Here is an 18001-nt window from a genome sequence, read left to right as displayed (position 1 = left end):
ATGGTCAGGAAATTACCCGGGACAGCGACCAAAAAAATAAAAGCAAAAAAGCCCATCCCTTCTGCTGTTGATGCTCAGGCAGGATATGTTCGTAGTGAAGATGCGCCACTGTTGCCGCCACCCCCGTCTGAGGTTGGGGTAACTGGTTGGCTTTATAAGAATATCTTTGCCAGCATGTCTGATTTTAGTTCCATTTCTGCTGCTTTAAAATCAGCTTTTATTGCTGTTTTGACGTTGCTTATTCTGTATTTTCTCGCAACTCAAACAATAGGGCTGCTGGATTTTGCAATATTTTCTGCCGTCTGGTCTGACCCGGAGGGATTGAAGAGACAAGCCTGTTGGACTGTTGAACAAGGTGGCGCTCTCCCTGCTGGGTGGCATGCTGCCTGTTGGCCATTTATTCAGGCTAAAGCCAAATTTATTTTTTATGGTGCTTACCCAACTGATGACCTGTGGCGAGTTAACATGACTTATGCCATCGGCGTGTTCTTGCTTGCTTGGGTGCTGATTGAGCGATTGCCCTACCGCAAAATGGTTGGGGCGCTTTTGTTAACTGTTTATCCAGTAATGGCGATAGTTTTGCTAACTGGCGGTGCCTTCACCATTTCTACCGGCACTATCGGTGGCGCCACGATCTTGGGTCTTGCTTTGATTTCGATCGGGCGTCTTGGTAAGGCGGGTTACATTACTGGGGCATTGGGTGACCTGTCTTTGGTTGCCGGCGTATGTGGGTGGGTTGTAATCGCTTTTGCTGTTGTCTTGGCAATATTCTCAATTGACTTCGATCTTGAGGCAATTGACACGCGTGACTGGGGTGGTTTGCTGATTACGCTTGTTGTTGCCATAACTGGCATTGTGGCGTCACTACCCCTAGGTATTTTGTTAGCGCTTGGACGGCGTTCTGAAATGCCAGTAGCAAGGTTCTTGTCGACAGTTTTTATCGAGTTCTGGCGCGGTGTGCCATTGATTACGGTGCTTTTCATGGCGTCGGTGATGTTACCATTATTCATGCCCGAAGGTGTGAATTTTGACATGTTATTGAGGGCGCTAATTGGCGTAACCCTTTTTTCGGCAGCTTACATGGCAGAAGTCGTCAGAGGCGGACTGCAGGCTATTGATAAGGGGCAGTATGAAGGGGCTGATGCCGTTGGTTTGTCTTATTGGCAGTCGATGCGGTTGATCATTTTGCCTCAAGCTTTAACGCATGTAATTCCGGGCATTGTAAATACATTTATAGGCCTGTTTAAAGACACAGCCCTTGTCAGTATTGTTGGGATTTTTGATCTTCTTGGCGCAGCGCAATCAACCCTTGCAGACGCAGCATGGTCGACGCCAGTTCAAGGCCTTACAGGGTACCTTGTCGTGGCAACCATTTTCTTTATCTTCTGTTTCGGTATGTCGCGTTACTCGATGTATATGGAACAAAAACTCAACCGCAGTCATAAGATCTAGGTTTAGAGGGTTAAAAAGGAGTCAGACATGACACAGCCGCAAAATGCTGTCACGCAAGCCGATGTTCATAATAAAGTTGTTTCAATGCGCAATGTGAATAAATGGTTTGGGCAGTTTCATGTTCTTCGTGATATCAACCTCAGCGTTGATAAAGGCGAGCGCATCGTTGTTTGTGGGCCATCAGGCTCGGGAAAATCAACCTTAATTCGTTGTTTGAACCGCCTTGAAAAGCATCAGGATGGCGATATTTCGGTTCATGGCATTGAACTGAATAATGATGTAAAGAATATTGATGAAATCCGCCGTGAGGTTGGCATGGTGTTTCAGCATTTTAATTTGTTTCCGCATCTGTCTATTCTGGAAAACTGCATGTTGGCGCCAATCTGGGTGCGCAAAACTCCGCGTGCTGAAGCCGAGGAAATTGCCATGCATTTCCTGACGCGGGTGAAAATTCCCGAGCAGGCCAGCAAATATCCAGGCCAGCTTTCAGGTGGCCAGCAACAGCGTGTGGCCATTGCCCGTGCTTTGTGCATGCAGCCGCAATTGATGCTCTTTGACGAGCCAACCTCGGCGCTTGATCCGGAAATGATCAAAGAGGTTCTGGATACGATGGTTGAGCTGGCCGATGATGGCATGACGATGATTTGCGTGACGCATGAAATGGGCTTTGCCCGCCGGGTGGCCAACCGTGTGATTTTCATGGATGAAGGCCAGATCGTCGAACAGAACGAGCCCGAAGCCTTTTTCAACAACCCACAATCTGACCGCACCAAGCTGTTTTTGAGCCAGATTCTCGGCCATTAAACCGGTTACAGATAGTTTGAGTCAAAAACCAGATCGGGCACGGCTTTGCTCTGGTTTTTTACATCTAGCCTGCTGACGACTTTAGAATGCTCTAAGTGATAACGCGGCGACGCCCCAATTGAGCAATGAATAATCCGGTCAGAATGACGGCCAGGGCTATCAGGAAATGACCCGGCAAGGCCTCATCAAGAACCAGCGCGCCAATGACCACCGCCCAGACCGGCACCTGATAATTGACCAACGATAAAAATGGCGGCCCCGCGCGCCGAACCAGAATGGTTAGCAAAATAGTGGCAATCGCTGTTGGAAATACTGCCAGATAGGCAAGGCTGGCAAAGGCAGTGCCAAAGGATGCATTTGGCACCCCTTCGATCAAAAGTGCGACAGGGATCAGGATAATGCCGCCAAGCGTCAATCCAGCTGCGGCAAAAGATAGCGCGCTGACCGGTGGGCAAAGCCGCGTGATGATGCTGCCAATAGCGTAACAGCTGCTGGCGGTGATACAGGCAAGCTGGGCGGTAAACATAAAAGGTGATGGCGCGGCGCTGGCCAAAATCTTATCGCCACCAATAAGCAGCACAACACCGGCAAAGCCAAACAGAAATCCAATGATTTTGATCCTACTCATCAGTTCGCCTGGAACCAGAAAATGACTCAGCGGCAAAACAAACAGCGGCACCACTGCCATGCTGATACCGGCAAAGCCAGAGGTGACAACCTGCTGACCCCATGATAGCAGGCAAAACGGGATGGCATTTGTGAATAGCGCCATGCCAAGGCAATGAAGCCAGACGCGCCGGTCGGTTGCTGTTTGAAACCGCGGCAAACCATCGCCATAGACAAGCGCGATCACAAGAAGGATTAGTGCCGCCGCTGATACGCGCCCCGCAGCAAGCGTTATGGGGCCAAATCCGGTAAGGGCAAGTTCAACACCAAGAAAGCTAGCCCCCCAGATAACGCCAAGCGTGATCAGGATTAGCCAGTTTATAATCATGCCAGAAGAAGGTGTGTTTGAAGTCATGAGTGCCAAGCTAGCGCTACCTAAAGTAAAAATCAAAGGGAATTACTGGGTTGAACCGGCGTGGTGAATGCCTGAGCAGTCGGGTCTTGATTATTCATGTAATCGGCTGCGAAAACCCCTTGCCAAAATCAGCCATAACGCCGCCGCTGAGGCGCGTCAAAGGTTGACAGTCTGGAGAGATTGACAGTCTGGCGCCATCACTGGCAATGTTAACTAGTCGAATGATCAAAGCTGTTTGTTGGTTTTCAAGCGGCTGGCAAAAGGGAAAATGGCACTCACCGCCAGATGATTTTTATGAAAATAAGGGTGAAAAAATGCGGCGTGTGATTATTGCCATTACGGGTGCATCCGGGGTTATTTACGGAATTCGGGCGTTGGAATTACTGCGCGCGGTTGATGATGTTGAAACCCATGCCATCATTACCCCATCGGCATTTCGCACCGCGCTTACCGAAGTCGATTACGAGCCTGATCAGATCAAGGCACTTGCCGATCATCTTTATAATCACAAGGATATTGGCGCGGCCATTTCATCAGGATCGTTTCATACCAATGGCATGCTTGTTGCGCCCTGTTCGATTAAAACGCTAAGCGCCATTGCCAATTGTTTTAATGAAGAGCTGACCGCGCGGGCAGCCGATGTTTGCCTTAAAGAGCGCCGCCGGGTTGTTCTGATGCTTCGCGAAACGCCGTTTCATTCAGGCCATATCAGATTGATGGATCAAGCCACCCAAAGCGGCGCCATCATCATGCCACCGGTTCCCGGATTTTATGCCCGGCCGCAAACATTGGATGATGTGGTGAATCAAAGCGTTGGGCGCGCGCTTGATCTTCTTGATATCCAATTGCCAACGGTCAAACGCTGGACCGGATCAGGCGTTGACTAAGGCTGAACGATTTCGGCTTTGTGATTTTTGATCTGGCATGCCGCTGTGGCAATAACGCAAATATGATCATGCTGAATCTGGGTAATCTTGGCCTTGCTGCTGGTCGCCGCGACGCGGGTTATGATGTCAATGATCGCTGGTAATATTGGCAAGTCATCACGCCGATCAATGGCGGCAAGCTGACTGACCCATGCCTGCATCATTTCAAGCTGGATTTTTTCGGCGGCCAATTCGGCTGCTTTGACCTTGCCCCGAAGATCTTCAGTCACCGCATTTGGTGCTGGGCTTGGGCCGGTTTTCAATTGGGTGCGAATGCGGCGAAGCGATTGCACAATATCGCTTTGCCACGGGCTGGCAAGATTGTGAAGCTGCGTCAAACCTTCATCTGATACCGCTTTGCCTTGAAGGCAGGCAAAAACCGCGCATAGCATCAAGGGAACATCAATCTGGCAGTGCTCTTGAAGGTCAAGACAAGCAGGGGCAACAGCATCACGCTGGTAGATTGTCACTGCAAATGACCAAAGTTTGTTTTCTGTCATCACTTGCCTATTTGGTTTTGCCATTGCGTCGAATATTGTTTGGCATGCTAGCGATACAGCGTGATGATTGCCCAGACAAGATATAGGGCGGCTAGCACGCTAATGATGATTTGGATTTTGCTAATGCGAACATCATCGCCAAGCCAGCTTTTTTTGCCGCGCTTATCAATTTGTTGTGGTGCTGGTGGCGGTGCGCCAGTTATGCGTGTTTTCAGCCGCATGAAAAGCGCATAAAGTGAAACGCCAAGAATGGCGAAAATAATCAGCTTGCCAAACATTGGCACCATCCTCAATTTAATCTGCGGCAGACGTCATGCCACGCATCGGGCGACAACGCCACCCCGTCTTTCTGATTTTATAGCATGGGCGAACGGCAATCTCTATCATGATATTGGGGCAGCGGCCATCAGGCGATAAAGCCGCTTTTAAAGGTGCGCCAAAACATCGCGGCTAACCCCTCTTCACATTTGGCAATTTCGCGCCTATCAAATCGGCACCTAGCTGGTACCAGCCAGACTCATTTTAAAACATTCAACAATAACTGGTTTTTGGGAGCATTGATGTTCGTCGAAAGGGCTAGTCCTTTTCGCGGAATTGTCATTTGCGCGTCAAAGGCCTTTGGAGAAAGTCATGTCAGTAACCACTGTCTATCAAACAACCTGCCGTTTTTGTGAATCAATCGAAGCCGGTATCATGCCTAGCTTTGCCTTTATTGCCGATTTTTTTGCTGTTGCACATGTTGCAACCAAAGCCTCGAATGTTGCCATGGCAGGCGATTATGAAGAAGCAAAGCGGATTATTGAAACCCTGTAAATTGATTGCTGATTTGCAAGGATAAGACCAAGCATCATTTTACATGATTGCGGCAATCTTGATCGGGGCGTAACGCGCTTTTGAAAAACCCGTACCCGCCAGATTTGACTGGTGCGGTTTTTTATGTTGAACCATCTTTAAAAAACCCAATTTTGAAAATCACTCGCTATGATATCTGGCTAAGTTTACCGATCAGTTTGTGAAAAGGGAAAAATGATGGATATCAATGTCACGTCAGATGATCTTGCGCTTTTGACCAAGTGGGATACCCCCACCATTTGCAACGCGCTTGAAGAAATCATTCCCAAGCGGCGCGGATATGGTTTTACCACCACGCATCTTTTCAGTCTTGATCCGGCACTGCCGCCAATTTGTGGGTTTGCCCGCACGGCAACCATTCGTGCCGCCGCGCCATCGCCCGAAACCAGCGAACAGATGGTGGCAAAACGCGCTGCCTATTATGAATATGTTGCGGCCGCGCCAGCACCGACCATTGTTGTTATTCAAGATATTGATCCCCAGCCCGGGGTTGGTGCCTTTTGGGGGGAGGTGCAAACTAATATCCATAAGGGGCTTGGTGTTTTGGGGGCTGTTACCAACGGGTCATTTCGTGATGTGCCGGATAGCGCCCGCGGGTTTAATCTGATTGGTGGCAAGGTTGGGCCAAGCCATGCGTTTGTGCATCTTGTCGATATTGATTGTCAGGTTACGGTTTTTGGGCTAACCGCCAAGACAAATGATATCATCCATGCTGACCAGCATGGCGCTGTCCTTATCCCGCCTGCTGCGGTCAAACAGATACCTGCCGTGGTGGATTTGATAAGCCGGCGCGAGAAGGTCATCCTTGAGGCGGCAAAATTGGCCGATTTCACAATTGCCAAATTAAAAACCGCAATGGGACAAATGAAGGACATTCATTAAGCCGCATTGGGCTAACAGACCTTCATTGGGGTAGAATGGCGACCATCATCAATCCGGCCGCAGGTAAAATTTTTCACCGGTTCGGTCAGATTTGCAATTGATGATTACAGTTGGAAATTATGTCTTTGGCGCGCAGTCTATTTGCCGCGTTCGGCAATACATTGGCGGCAACCCGTACTGCCACGAAGGTGAAGGCGGGGCTGCTGTTCAAACGGCCCGTGGCGGCGGCAGATGATGATGACTTTGGTTGTATGGTTGAAATAATCAACCTTCGAATAATCAAAGGTGCCACCGTGAATTTTTTGAAATTTACGGACAATGGACTCAGTATCATCGGGTTTTGATTTTGCCACCTGATTTTCCTTTTTGACAACGCCCCTATCACGGCGACGTTTTGGCTTGGCGTTGCGGCCTGTACCAAGTGATTTTGCCGCACAATCCACATTCTGGGGTTTTGACCGATGGGTTGAAAATCGGCAATGCGTAATGCGTGACACAAGTCTCACTATTGCTTAATTTTGCTCATTTCTCAATATCTAGGCTGAAAGATCGGTAAAACCGTTTCGTCAAATTGTGGTGGGTGCTTGCCACGTTTCGATTTATATATTTTACTCCATATATCAAATCTTAATTTTATAGGGTTTCGGTGATGAGAAAAATCAATTTGCGACCGCATATCGTGGGGCAGGTCAGGCTTTGGGCGTTGGCGCTTGCCATGATGTTTGGTGCCATTTCAAATGCTGCGGCACAAGCTGATCTTGCCGATCAAATTGCCAAAGCGGATCTTGGCTATGGTGAATATCTGGCAGGCGAATGTGCGGCCTGTCATCAAAAGTCAGGCAAGGGCATTCCGCAGATTAATGGTATCGAAGCCAAAACATTTGTGGCCATCATTAAGGCTTATCGCAGCAAAGAGCTAGATAACAAGGTTATGCAGATGATAGCTGGCAGGCTTGATGATGAACAAATCATATCGCTTGCGGCTTATTTTTCATCGCTGCCTGAATAATAATCACGCTGACGCACGCGTAGTGTCTGGTATCACATATAGCAGTGTTTGGTTGTATTTTAGTAATTAAAATGGTTTTCTCTATATAAGGGAAAGGGTGTGGCCAGTCTTATACTGCGCCGTGACCCCAAATTATAAATGATAAATCAACAGGGGAGGTTTTCATGACTTTGATTTCACGACGGGGCTTTGGCGGCTTGTTCGGGACATCGGCTCTTGGACTTGCAATGCCGTCACTGGCTTTTGGCGCGGTTCCAAAAGTTGTTGTAATTGGTGGTGGCGCCGGTGGTGCAACTGCAGCTCGTTATCTAGCAAAGGACTCCAAGGGCGCGCTTGATGTTACTTTGGTTGAAGCATCAAAGCGGTATTACACTTGTTTTTATTCAAATCTTTATATTGGAGGCTTCCGCAAATATGGGTCGATCGGTCATAATTATTATGGGTTGGCGGTAAATAATCGTATCAACGTTGTTCACGAGTGGGCCGCATCAGTGGACGGTGCTACGAAAACAGTCAACTTGGCGTCAGGAGGAAAATTGTCATACGACAAGCTTGTCCTTTCACCAGGGATAGCGTTGAAATATGATAGTATCGCGGGTTACTCGCCTCAGGCTCAAGGGCGTATGCCACATGGCTGGACATCTGGTACGCAAGCTCAGCAAATTCGCAATCAAGTTCTCACCATGAAAGAAGGTGGTACTTTTGTTATGGTGCCTCCGCCAAACCCGTATCGGTGTCCACCAGGACCTTATGAGCGCGCTTCGATGATTGCTCATCTATTGAAAGAACGCAATCCAACTGCGAAGATTATTGTTCTGGACCCTAAAGAAAAATTCTCAAAAATGGGACTTTTCATGGCTGGTTGGGAAAAGCATTATCCGGGAATGATCGAGTGGCTGGGCCCAGATGCTCATGGGGGTATCAAGTCGGTCAACCACGAAACCATGGAAATTGTTACTGATCTTGATACGTTTAAAGCTGATGCTGCATGCGTAGTGCCAGCACAGCGAGCAGGATCAATTGCAACGGCAGCAGGTGTTACTGACGGTGATTGGGCGCCAATCATTCCAGCAACAATGGCGTCAAAAGCTGATCCAAACATCCACGTGCTCGGTGATGCATCAGTCGCATCATCAATGCCAAAATCGGGATTTTCGGCAAATAGTCAGGCTAAGGTAGCCGCCAATGCAATCCGTGGCGAGTTGACGGGAAGCCGTGTTTACAACCCACGCTTTGCCAATACCTGTTGGAGCCTGATTGCGACAAATGATGGGATTAAGGTTGGTGCGAATTACAAAGCCGGATCAGAAAAGATTGATGTGGTTGATAAATTCGTATCGCAGAGTGACGAAAGTGCCGATCTTCGCAAAACCACTTATGAAGAATCGATTGGTTGGTACAATGGTATCACCAGCGATATGTTCTCATAAATCGCGCCTATTACCTTCGCGAGAAAGCCGGTCATTTGACCGGCTTTTTTCATATGAAGTGGCATGATGGCACGCTTCTTATGCATGATCTTGAAGAAGTCTAGTTGAATATCTAAATCGAGGGTAAGATAACTTATCTTTTTTGGAGAATAGATTATGCATAGGCTTTTCCTGGCGATTTTATTCAGTCTTTGCGCAAGTGCAGCGGCCGCATCCTACCAATCAACAAAATTGGTTTATACGGTTAGCTGGGGCAACATTCTGCTTGCCAAAAGCCAGCTTGATTACCAGTTTGGCAAAGATGATGCCCGCATTTCAGCAAGCGTTGACAGCGATGGCTTTATTGCCTTTTTCAGTGGTTTTCAAAGCCGCGCCAAAGCTGATTTGGTGTTAAAAGATGCCGGATGGACGCCTAAAACCCTGTTTATGGAAAGGATTTCTGGGCGTAAAAAAGTGCAAAGCCGTGTGGCGTGGGATGATGATTCCAATGTCAGCACTGAATCGCAGATGCCCGAACTGGATCTTGACGAAGTCTACCCCTTGACGGCGCAGATGCGGGTGAATGTGCTTGATCCCTATAGCGCCGTTCTTCGCCTTATTCGCCATATTGAGGCGACTGGTGATTGCACCGAAAGCTATGAAATTTATGATGGGCGGCGGCGCAACCGGCTGCATTTCAAAACGCTTGGCACCGCCGATTTAACTAAAAAACGGCCGGGTGAGTTTGCCGGAGACGCGCTGATTTGCAGTTTGAAATTTGAACCGATTGGCGGCCATCAAATCGATTCAAAATGGCGCTCAGGCGAAAAAGACGATGATGATGACCGGATCAAAATGTTTTTTGGCCGCCCGTTGCAGGGCCAGATCGTGCCTGTTCGTGTTGAGGTGGATAGCTGGATTGGAACGGTTGTTGGCAGGCTTGATCTACGTAAAATGACGGTTCAATAGCTGCCATTGCCCGCACGGCCAATTGTCAGTCGTCAAACAAACACAAAGCTGATCAAAATTGCGTTTATTTGACCGGCCCGCCAATCCATAACCCGCCACATAATGTCGGGTCGGAAAATAACGGGCCGGTTGTTTTGTGACTAGCTGGCAAGTGCCTTTTGCATAACATCGGACAGGCGTTTGGCAAAGTCGCGCGGATCAATGATGGCCTCACCTTCGGCAACAAGTGCGCTGTCTAAAATCAATTTGGCGAAATCATCCGACCCTTCAAATTCGCCCGCTTCCAGCTTGGCATTTAATGATTTAATCAATGGATGTTTGGCATTCACTTCCAGCACTTTTGGCATGCCTTTGAAATCAGGATTATGCATGCGCATCATGCGCTCCATCTGCTGATCCATGCCATTGTCATCGGCAACAAGGCGGGCAAGGCTGGTTTCCATATTTGCCGAGCTGCGGACATTGGCGACATTGCCCTCAAGAACATGCTTGATCTTGGCAACAAATTGATCGGACAAAATATCCTCTGGCTGATCATCTTTTGACGTGGCTTCGCCAACTTTGGAAATATCAACCTCGCCGCGGGTGATTGACTGGAAATTCTTGCCCGCAAATTGTTGGATATTGGACAGCCAGAAATCATCAATTGGATCGGTAAGCAGCAAAACGTCAATATTTTTGGCTTGAAAGGATTCAAGATGCGGGCTTAGCCGTGCCCGATCGGCATCATCGGAAGACAGGTAATAAATGACCTCCTGATTTTCGGCAAAATCGTCGATATAATCTTGAAGCGTGATCAGTTTGTCCGCCTTGGTTGATCGAAACAGGCAGATTTCAAGAAGCTTTTCGCTATTGGCCTGATCTTCATAAAGCCCTTCTTTTAGAACCTTGCCAAGCCCTTCCCAGAAGGTGGCATATTCGTCACGCCGCTTGTCCAATGCTTTTTTCAGCTCAGATAGAACCCGTTTGATAACAGCCTTGCTGATTTTGGTGACGGCCGGATTCTGCTGTAACATTTCACGGCTGACATTCAAATCAACATCGGGCGTGTCGATAATGCCGCGTAAGAACCGCATCCATTTTGGCACAAGCCCTTCATAATCATCGGTGATAAAAACGCGGTTAACATAAAGATGCAGCTTTGACTTGCGTTCCGGATCATATAGGTCGAACGGTGCTGATGACGGAATAAAAAGCAAATTGGTAAATTCGACCGCGCCTTCGGTTTTATTGTGAAGCGTGATGAAGGGCTTGTCGTAAGATGACGCCACTGCATTGTAAAATGACGTATATTCGTCTTCGGAAATATCTTTTGCCGGCCGCGTCCAAAGGGCGGCTGATGAATTTAGCTGTTCGGCGGCATCATCCTTGCCAATCCAGAAAATCGGCTGGGCAATATGATCTGAATATTTTTTGACAAGATGCGTGATGCGTTCTTGTTCTAGGTATTCTTTGGCTTCTTTGCGAAGGTGAAGAATAACGCTCGTTCCGGTTTCATCGCGGCTGGCATCGGTGATGGTAAAGCCGCCCTGACCATCGCTTGCCCATAGGCTGGCGGTTTTGGCACCATGCTTTTTTGACAAGACTTCAACTTGCTCGGCAACCATAAAGGCGGAATAAAATCCAACGCCGAATTGCCCGATAAGCTGGTCACTCACATCATTGGCATCTTTTGTGCTTTTCGCTGCTTCGATAAAGGCCTTGGTTCCCGAACTGGCAATGGTGCCAAGCGTTTCAACCATTTCATCTGATGACAGGCCAATGCCATTGTCTGACAGGGTGATGGTTTTGTCCTTTTTATTGACGGCAATGGTGATTTTGCCATCAAACGTGTCGGCGGCATTGCCAGCCGTCATAATGTCAAATTTGCGTTTATTGATCGCGTCTGAGGCATTCGAGATCAGCTCGCGAAGGAAGATTTCTTTTTGTGAATAAAGTGAATTGATCACGATGCTCAGAATTTTTCCGGTATCGGCTTCAAAATTGAATGTTTGAACAGTCATGCGTTGCTCCCATGGTAACACGATGCGTTCTGCATTTAAGTGTTTGGCGACTGATTTTCAAGGTAAAACAAACTAAAGACATCAGTATTTTAGATGATGGTCAATCGCTTTGCCCCCATTTGCTGTTATGGTGTTGGGGCATTTCCATGGCGGAAATCTATGCTAAGGTTTAGGTCAAAGCCAAAAGCCGCATCTGGCGGTATTGGACTATGCGTTTATTTAGGAAAAAATGATGAAACCTGCCTTGATCACCCATGAAATTTCAGCCCGCCATGACGTGCCAGCTGGCCATCCCGAACGGCCGGAAAGATATGCGGCCATTCTTGATCATATCGGTGATGATTATCAATCATGGCAGCGTGCCGCCGCGCCGCTTGCCGAACGATCCCAGCTTGAGCTGGTGCATAGTGAATCCTATCTCGATATGGTGTTTGACGTAACCGGTGATGCTGATGAGCCAGCGCCGCTTGATGCCGACACATGGGCCAGCAAGCGCGGCTATGAATGTGCATCGCGGGCGGTTGGCGGGGCGTGTCGTGCCGTTGATATGGTGATGGAAAATAAGGCCAGCACCGCCTTTAGCCTGATGCGCCCGCCGGGCCATCATGCCGAACCCGACAAGGCCATGGGGTTCTGTCTGTTTTCCAGCGCCGCAATCGCGGCGCGCCATGCCCAGCAGAAATGGGGGTTAAACCGCATCGCCGTCATTGATTTTGACGTTCATCACGGCAATGGCACGCAAGCCTGTTTTTGGAATGATGGCAGCCTGTTTTATGCATCATCGCATCAAATGCCACTTTTCCCGGGTACGGGTGCCTATGATGAAATCGGTGCCTATCAAAATATTTTCAATCTGCCATTGGCTTATGGCGCTGGCGGCAGCAGCATCCGGTCGGGCTGGCGTGATGATTTATTGCCTTCGGTTGTTGCGGCCAAACCTGACTTGATTATCATTTCGGCTGGTTTCGACGCGCATGAGGCCGACCCGCTTGGCGGGTTGCAGATGACAAGTGATGATTTTGGCATTTTAACAAATGATATTATTGATGCGGCCAATCAAGCGGCCGAACATAGCGGTGCGGTGCGGGTGGTTAGCTTGCTTGAGGGTGGTTATGATCTCAATGCGCTTGGGCAAAGCGTGTGCCAGCATATGAGTGCGCTCGAGGGCATTTAGCACAACCCAGCCTTCGGGCAGTCTATCACTTGGTTTGACATTGCTCTCTCCTTGTTCAACTCGGTCACATTAATCACGCTTTTTCAATTAATAGAGCCTGTTTTTGAAGCGCATCTTTCTTTTCACGCATTTCTCGTCGGATCACATAGAATGATGAAGCAAAAATAATACTGGCGCCGACCCATGTCCACAAATCAGACAACTCGTTAAACAGCATCCAGCCAAATAATACCGCAAAGGGTAATCGGGCATAATCAACACCTGCAACAAACGATGCATCGGCAAGTGAATAGGCTTTTGTCAAAGCAAAATGTCCGATAACTGCGAAGGGGCCTGTTGCCATCAGGATCAGCCAAACCTCCTGATTGGGCCATTCCCAAACGATGATTGCCGGAATGACCGCCATCGGCATCATGATTAGATGCGAGATAAAGACAATGATCAGCGGATTATCCTGTCGGGTTAGGTGCTTGATGATGAGTGCCGAGCATCCCATAGCTAGCGCCGATAGAATAGCGACCCAATGACCAAGGCTGATATCGACAATGCCCGGACGAATAATAATCAGTGCGCCAACAAAACCAGCAAAGATTGCTGCCCATCGCCGCATCCGTACAGTCTCACGAAGCACAAAGGCGGCTCCGATTGTGGTGAAAAGTGGGGCAAGAAAGCTAAGCGCCGTTTGCTCACCAATAGGGATAAGGGTCACCGCATAAAACCAAGTCCACATTGCTATCATGCCAGAGATTGACCGAACGATATAGGTTTTTAGCTGCCCCGTTGTGACCTTTTTAAACCCCAGATGCATTACCATTGGAAGCATAACCAGAAAGGCGAATAGCAGGCGACAAAATACCGTTTGAAAGGCGTTTACCTCATATTGCCCCAAAAGCCTTCCCAGTGCGGCAAGAATTGATAACGCACAGCAGGAAATCAGCATCCAGAAGACTGATTGTAGCGCTTTATCTTTGCTCAATAATCGCGTTAAAAGTGACGGCTTTTTGGGTTTGGGGTCAAAGGTCAAGATTAAATCCAATGGCGGGCATTATGTTGAATGCCATCTTTATGATGATGCCAGCTAGAGACTAGCCAGTTAATTTTGTCAGATCAGGAATTGGACGCATGGTTGCCGGATGCAAGGCAAGCACATCTTCGAGCGCTTTTGCCACTTCGATGACTAGTCGGTCACGACCGGGCGCGCTAAGAATCTGAATGCCAAACGGCATTTTCTGATCGTCAAGCCCGCATGGCAGAACAACACCGCTGGCAAGCGCCATCGTTGGCAGATAGGTGATGGCAAGCCAGCGCATATAGGTTGCCATTTTTTCATCATTAATTTCAGAAACTGACCATTGATCATGGGCAAATGGTGATGTTGATGTTGCTGGGCAGATTACAACATCTACTTCGTCAAAAAGATCTAGCCAGTTACGGGCAATTCGGCTTTGTTGCAAATGCGCCGTAGCCACATCTTCTAGATTATAGGCAAGGCCACGGTCAACATTATCAACAACATTCGGGCTTAATCTATCGCGGTGCTGGCGTACACGCTCGCCATGAGCGGCAACAAAATTAACCCCACGCAAAACTTCAAAAGAATTATCGCCATCGGTAAAGTCGGGGTTGCCATCAAGGGTAGCGGCAAAATGACCGCCAAAAACACCAACCCGTTCAGCAAAAATGGACCGATAGCTTTTTGACATAGGAGCGGCGCCGAGATCATGCGTGATCATCGCTTTGATGCTACTGAGATCAGCCGATTTTAAAGGTGCAAATAAATCCATATCAGGCACGGTTGAAAAGGGGTCATGCGCATCAACACCCATTTGCGCTTGGAGCAATAAATAGGCGTCATCAACAGTGCGGCCCATTGGCCCCAGAACCGAAAAGGGCAGAAGGCCAACAGGCCGCCCTTCTGCCGCGACAATTCCTGGTGATGGCCGGATGCCAACAACGCCACAAAAGCCTGCTGGAGTGCGAAGGCTGCCGCCATAATCAGAACCGCTAGCAAGTGGCATCATACCAGTGGCAAGTGCAACTGCTGAGCCGCCAGATGAGCCACCACAGGTTTTTTCGGGCGCAAAGGGGTTCCCGGTCGCGCCAAAGACAAGGTTGCGTGTGTTAGCGCCTGCGCCAAATTCTGGCGTGTTGGTTTTGCCAATAATGATGCCGCCCTCGGCGCGAATATTGGCAACTGATCCTTGATCCTTGTTCGGAATATGATCGGAATAGAGCTTTGAACCAAGTGTGGTCCGAATGCCATCTGTCGCCTCAAGATCCTTGATGCCAACGGGTAGCCCGTGAAGAAGGCCTAATTCCCCGCCATCAAGAACCGTTTTTTCGGCATGTAAAGCCTCTTTCCGAGCACGGTCAAATGCGCGGGTTACAACCGCATTAACAGCCCCATCAGTGGCTTCGATCCGCGTGATGCAACTCTCCAGCAGTTCGACTGGTGAGATGTCTTTGCGCCCAATTAACCGGCGGAGTTCGACAGCGGTTTTATCACACAGATCTGACATTCTATGGTCTCCTTCACGTTCAAAAAGGTCACGGCCAAGCTGGCCAATCAAGTAGGTTTTTTTGGTGTTTTGCCAGCGCCAAGATCCCACCATAAGCCAGTCATCAGCTGAAGTGCCGATTTGCTGATTGACTCCAGAATATGTTCATTTGGTGCATGTTGTGAACAGCCAGCATAGCTATGGGGCACCCATATGGTTGGTAGGCCAAGCAAATCAGCAAAGACATCATTCGGCAATGATCCGCCGAGATTTGGTAAGACTGAAATCTCTTCACCAGCGGTTTGCCCAAGCGATTCAATCGCCCATTTTGCCCATGGATGATCAGGGTCTAGTCGGGTGGCATACATAGGGTCCCGCTCACTGGTGATGGTGATATCGCCAAAGCCATGCTTGTCGAGATGCGTTCGCAGCAACGGCATGAGTTGGCTGACCTCGGTTCCGACAACATAGCGTAGATGGCCAAAAACAACCGCTTCGGGCGGAATGGCATTGGCGGGTGATTGCGGATTGCCAGTTTCAAAGGCGCGCACTTCAAACGTGTTGCTGGCAAAAACCCGCTCGGCGAGGGTCATATCAGGCTCGCCCCAATGTGGGTTAATCTCGGGTGCATTTTCGCCACCACCGACCTCAAGCTTTGCAATTGCCGCGCGAACCGAATTGGGGATATGAGTGTTGCGCCAGCCTTCAACAAGAATTTTGCCATTGCGGTCAATCATGCTAGCAAGCGCATGCGCCATCACCACACCCGGATTGGTTAGCAAACCACCCCAGTTACCAGAATGATGCCCGCCATCATGCGACTCAAGCCGCATGGTGAAATTAAACACCCCGCGTGACCCCATGAAAATGGTTGGTTTTTCTGGGTGAATTCGCGGGCCGTCCGATGCGATGAACACATCAGCTTTAAATAACTCCTTATTTGCAGCGCAGAAATCCTTCAAACCGGGTGAACCGCGTTCCTCGCCCATTTCGATCAGGATTGTAACGTTAAAACCAAGCTTGCCACGGGTTTGGAGGACGGTCTTCATGGCAGCGATATTGATTGTGTGTTGGCCCTTATTATCGGCGGTGCCGCGTCCATACCAGCGTTTGCCATCCTTGGTGATGCGCCATGGTGACATTTGCTTGTCCCATTGCGTGTCATAGCCGGCAACAACGTCACCATGACCATAGGTCATAACCGTTGGCAGATCATCGCCTTCGATACGCCGTGCAACCAGAAACGGGCCTGCATCAGCGCGTGGATTTGGAAAGATTTCACAGGTAAAGCCAAGATCTGCCAGGCAGGGAACAAGCTCATCATCAAGATAGGCCTGAAGCGCGGCCTCGCAACCGGCAAGATTGCTTTCGGTCTTAAAGGCGATGCGGCGGGCGAGTTCGGCTTCAAAGTCACCATTTTTGAAATACTCATCAATTTTGCTCAACGCTTGATCACGGCTCATTGTCACGCACTCCCCTTTTAACGGTCACATAACGTTATTTGCGTGCCTTTAGATTAAGGCTATCGCAACCGAAAAGTGAAGTTTATTCTCAGGTTGTAGTTTGTAAATAGCAAGGCTGTTTGACCTGCCTGAAATGAGGAGACGGTGCATGTTATCGCGCCTTTTATGTGTGATTATATCGCTGCTATTTATGGCTTTGGCGCGCGCGGATGCGGCATCAGGCATTGATCAGACTGAAGTGACAATCGGTGCCTTTGCCGAATTTGTTGCCACCACCGGATTTCGCACCAAGGCCGAGGAATCGGGCGGGATGGTTTATGAGGCGGGGTGGGTGGTTAAACCTGATTGGAACTGGCGTCAACCTTATGGGATTGCAAGCCCGCCAAATGAACCGGTGGTGCATATTACCTTTGATGAGGCAATGGCCTATTGCGACTGGCGTGGTCAAAGATTGCCAAATCGTGATGAATGGATCAGGGCTGGCTATACCGAGTTACGCGCTGATCCACCAGCATCGTTTCAGCGTGGCATGACCTATGAATTTCCAACCGGTAACCGCCCTGATGGTGCAAATTGTCTTGCCGAATGCGGAACTGATCTGCGGCCAATTGCTGGCAAGCGTGACTATAGCCGCTATCTTGATCGTGGTTTTGGTCATGCACCGGCAGGGCAAACAAAAGCGGGGGTCAATGGTCTGTTTGATATGGGGGCCAATGTCTGGGAATGGGCAGTGATGGGCAAAGGGTCATCTCAAGCAACAATGGGGGGGTCATGGTGGTATGGTGCCGATCAGATGCGATCAGATTATGGCGCCACCAAGCCGCGTGATATGGCGGTTGTCTATATCGGGTTCCGCTGCATCGCCAAATGACCAAAGACCAATAACCCAGAATCAAGTAACCCAGAATCAAGTAACCCATAGGCAAATGCCGCTTTGGCGTTTGGCCATTATTTGAAAATAGGTAAACGCCGTCACTGTTGTGTAGGAACTGAACAAAATTGGACGCTAGGCGGGCAGTTTGCTTGAAAAATCGCGATA

The 18001-nt window shown here is 49.0% G+C and carries 18 protein-coding genes; 10 read left to right on the top strand and 8 right to left on the bottom strand.

Annotated elements, in window-relative coordinates; all coding sequences use genetic code 11:
* Both ABXT40_RS09505 and ABXT40_RS09500 read left to right on the top strand, forming a co-directional pair.
* The gene (locus ABXT40_RS09505; protein ID WP_443645367.1) at window positions 1-1452 is read left to right on the top strand and encodes an amino acid ABC transporter permease; all 1452 of its coding nucleotides are present in this window, start codon (window positions 1-3) and stop codon (window positions 1450-1452) included.
* 84 nt (window positions 1453-1536) lie between these two features.
* Window positions 1537-2256: an amino acid ABC transporter ATP-binding protein gene (locus ABXT40_RS09500; protein ID WP_443647001.1), complete on the top strand. Its 720-nt coding sequence runs from the start codon at window positions 1537-1539 to the stop codon at window positions 2254-2256.
* A 91-nt stretch (window positions 2257-2347) separates the two neighbouring features.
* Here ABXT40_RS09500 and ABXT40_RS09495 read toward each other — a convergent pair whose 3' ends face one another.
* On the bottom strand, window positions 2348-3277 hold the full coding sequence (locus ABXT40_RS09495; protein WP_443647000.1) for a DMT family transporter: 930 nt from the start codon (window positions 3275-3277) through the stop codon (window positions 2348-2350).
* 314 nt (window positions 3278-3591) lie between these two features.
* Between ABXT40_RS09495 and ABXT40_RS09490 the strand changes: the two genes are divergently transcribed.
* Window positions 3592-4164: a UbiX family flavin prenyltransferase gene (locus ABXT40_RS09490; protein WP_443645366.1), complete on the top strand. Its 573-nt coding sequence runs from the start codon at window positions 3592-3594 to the stop codon at window positions 4162-4164.
* On the opposite strand, the gene ABXT40_RS09485 is transcribed toward ABXT40_RS09490, so the two are convergent.
* Both ABXT40_RS09485 and ABXT40_RS09480 read right to left on the bottom strand, forming a co-directional pair.
* Window positions 4161-4703, bottom strand: a complete 543-nt coding sequence (locus ABXT40_RS09485) for a TIGR02444 family protein (RefSeq protein WP_443645365.1) — start codon at window positions 4701-4703, stop codon at window positions 4161-4163. The two genes, ABXT40_RS09490 and ABXT40_RS09485, sit on opposite strands and share 4 nt — an antisense overlap.
* A 47-nt stretch (window positions 4704-4750) precedes the next feature.
* Complete coding sequence (locus tag ABXT40_RS09480) at window positions 4751-4981, bottom strand: hypothetical protein (protein WP_443645364.1); 231 nt, start codon at window positions 4979-4981, stop codon at window positions 4751-4753.
* Window positions 4982-5333: 352 nt separating this feature from the next.
* Here ABXT40_RS09480 and ABXT40_RS09475 point away from each other — a divergent pair, with 352 nt between their 5' ends.
* Together ABXT40_RS09475 and ABXT40_RS09470 are read left to right on the top strand one after the other, a co-directional pair.
* Window positions 5334-5516: a hypothetical protein gene (locus ABXT40_RS09475; protein ID WP_443645363.1), complete on the top strand. Its 183-nt coding sequence runs from the start codon at window positions 5334-5336 to the stop codon at window positions 5514-5516.
* A gap of 216 nt (window positions 5517-5732) precedes the next feature.
* On the top strand, window positions 5733-6437 hold the full coding sequence (locus ABXT40_RS09470; protein WP_443645362.1) for an RraA family protein: 705 nt from the start codon (window positions 5733-5735) through the stop codon (window positions 6435-6437).
* A 137-nt stretch (window positions 6438-6574) separates the two neighbouring features.
* Here the strand turns inward: ABXT40_RS09470 and ABXT40_RS09465 are convergent, their stop codons facing one another.
* Complete coding sequence (locus ABXT40_RS09465) at window positions 6575-6934, bottom strand: hypothetical protein (protein ID WP_443645361.1); 360 nt, start codon at window positions 6932-6934, stop codon at window positions 6575-6577.
* Window positions 6935-7086: 152 nt separating this feature from the next.
* Between ABXT40_RS09465 and ABXT40_RS09460 the strand changes: the two genes are divergently transcribed.
* The 3 genes from ABXT40_RS09460 to ABXT40_RS09450 all read left to right on the top strand — a co-directional run bounded on the left by ABXT40_RS09460 (window position 7087) and on the right by ABXT40_RS09450 (window position 9824).
* Window positions 7087-7446 carry a c-type cytochrome gene (locus tag ABXT40_RS09460; RefSeq protein ID WP_443645360.1) on the top strand — a complete coding sequence of 120 codons (360 nt, stop codon included), beginning with the start codon at window positions 7087-7089 and terminating at the stop codon, window positions 7444-7446.
* A gap of 164 nt (window positions 7447-7610) precedes the next feature.
* Window positions 7611-8876 (top strand): FCSD flavin-binding domain-containing protein, encoded by a 1266-nt coding sequence (locus tag ABXT40_RS09455; RefSeq protein ID WP_443645359.1) that lies wholly within the window; start codon window positions 7611-7613, stop codon window positions 8874-8876.
* 156 nt (window positions 8877-9032) lie between these two features.
* Window positions 9033-9824: a DUF3108 domain-containing protein gene (locus ABXT40_RS09450; protein ID WP_443645358.1), complete on the top strand. Its 792-nt coding sequence runs from the start codon at window positions 9033-9035 to the stop codon at window positions 9822-9824.
* A 140-nt stretch (window positions 9825-9964) separates the two neighbouring features.
* Here ABXT40_RS09450 and htpG read toward each other — a convergent pair whose 3' ends face one another.
* Window positions 9965-11827, bottom strand: coding sequence for a molecular chaperone HtpG (gene htpG, locus ABXT40_RS09445; RefSeq protein ID WP_443645357.1), 1863 nt, complete (start codon window positions 11825-11827; stop codon window positions 9965-9967).
* A 229-nt stretch (window positions 11828-12056) separates the two neighbouring features.
* On the opposite strand from htpG, the gene ABXT40_RS09440 reads away from it, so the two are divergent.
* Entirely contained in the window at window positions 12057-13001 is a 945-nt protein-coding gene (locus tag ABXT40_RS09440; protein ID WP_443645356.1) for a histone deacetylase family protein, read from the top strand.
* A gap of 73 nt (window positions 13002-13074) precedes the next feature.
* Here the strand turns inward: ABXT40_RS09440 and ABXT40_RS09435 are convergent, their stop codons facing one another.
* The 3 genes from ABXT40_RS09435 to ABXT40_RS09425 form a co-directional block, all read right to left on the bottom strand.
* Window positions 13075-14025: a DMT family transporter gene (locus tag ABXT40_RS09435; RefSeq protein WP_443645355.1), complete on the bottom strand. Its 951-nt coding sequence runs from the start codon at window positions 14023-14025 to the stop codon at window positions 13075-13077.
* 61 nt (window positions 14026-14086) lie between these two features.
* Window positions 14087-15520, bottom strand: a complete 1434-nt coding sequence (locus ABXT40_RS09430) for an amidase (protein ID WP_443645354.1) — start codon at window positions 15518-15520, stop codon at window positions 14087-14089.
* 47 nt (window positions 15521-15567) lie between these two features.
* The gene (locus ABXT40_RS09425) at window positions 15568-16962 is read right to left on the bottom strand and encodes a M20 family metallopeptidase (RefSeq protein WP_443645353.1); all 1395 of its coding nucleotides are present in this window, start codon (window positions 16960-16962) and stop codon (window positions 15568-15570) included.
* A gap of 148 nt (window positions 16963-17110) precedes the next feature.
* On the opposite strand from ABXT40_RS09425, the gene ABXT40_RS09420 reads away from it, so the two are divergent.
* Complete coding sequence (locus tag ABXT40_RS09420) at window positions 17111-17833, top strand: formylglycine-generating enzyme family protein (RefSeq protein WP_443645352.1); 723 nt, start codon at window positions 17111-17113, stop codon at window positions 17831-17833.
* The last annotated feature ends 168 nt before the right edge of the window (window positions 17834-18001 follow it).

Source organism: Candidatus Ponderosibacter sp. Uisw_141_02, assembly GCF_048087665.1.
Lineage (GTDB): Bacteria > Pseudomonadota > Alphaproteobacteria > Puniceispirillales > Puniceispirillaceae > UBA3439.
This window is presented reverse-complemented; position numbering and strand designations above follow the sequence as displayed.

Bases quoted from the DNA above. Each gene is read 5' to 3' on its own strand.
- ABXT40_RS09505 (WP_443645367.1), top strand. From the start codon at position 1: ATGGTCAGGAAATTACCCGGGACAGCGACCAAAAAAATAAAAGCAAAA.
- ABXT40_RS09500 (WP_443647001.1), top strand. From the start codon at position 1,537: ATGCGCAATGTGAATAAATGGTTTGGGCAGTTTCATGTTCTTCGTGAT.
- ABXT40_RS09495 (WP_443647000.1), bottom strand. From the start codon at position 3,277: ATGACTTCAAACACACCTTCTTCTGGCATGATTATAAACTGGCTAATC.
- ABXT40_RS09490 (WP_443645366.1), top strand. From the start codon at position 3,592: ATGCGGCGTGTGATTATTGCCATTACGGGTGCATCCGGGGTTATTTAC.
- ABXT40_RS09485 (WP_443645365.1), bottom strand. From the start codon at position 4,703: ATGACAGAAAACAAACTTTGGTCATTTGCAGTGACAATCTACCAGCGT.
- ABXT40_RS09480 (WP_443645364.1), bottom strand. From the start codon at position 4,981: ATGTTTGGCAAGCTGATTATTTTCGCCATTCTTGGCGTTTCACTTTAT.
- ABXT40_RS09475 (WP_443645363.1), top strand. From the start codon at position 5,334: ATGTCAGTAACCACTGTCTATCAAACAACCTGCCGTTTTTGTGAATCA.
- ABXT40_RS09470 (WP_443645362.1), top strand. From the start codon at position 5,733: ATGGATATCAATGTCACGTCAGATGATCTTGCGCTTTTGACCAAGTGG.
- ABXT40_RS09460 (WP_443645360.1), top strand. From the start codon at position 7,087: ATGAGAAAAATCAATTTGCGACCGCATATCGTGGGGCAGGTCAGGCTT.
- ABXT40_RS09455 (WP_443645359.1), top strand. From the start codon at position 7,611: ATGACTTTGATTTCACGACGGGGCTTTGGCGGCTTGTTCGGGACATCG.
- ABXT40_RS09450 (WP_443645358.1), top strand. From the start codon at position 9,033: ATGCATAGGCTTTTCCTGGCGATTTTATTCAGTCTTTGCGCAAGTGCA.
- htpG (WP_443645357.1), bottom strand. From the start codon at position 11,827: ATGACTGTTCAAACATTCAATTTTGAAGCCGATACCGGAAAAATTCTG.
- ABXT40_RS09440 (WP_443645356.1), top strand. From the start codon at position 12,057: ATGATGAAACCTGCCTTGATCACCCATGAAATTTCAGCCCGCCATGAC.
- ABXT40_RS09430 (WP_443645354.1), bottom strand. From the start codon at position 15,520: ATGTCAGATCTGTGTGATAAAACCGCTGTCGAACTCCGCCGGTTAATT.
- ABXT40_RS09425 (WP_443645353.1), bottom strand. From the start codon at position 16,962: ATGAGCCGTGATCAAGCGTTGAGCAAAATTGATGAGTATTTCAAAAAT.
- ABXT40_RS09420 (WP_443645352.1), top strand. From the start codon at position 17,111: ATGTTATCGCGCCTTTTATGTGTGATTATATCGCTGCTATTTATGGCT.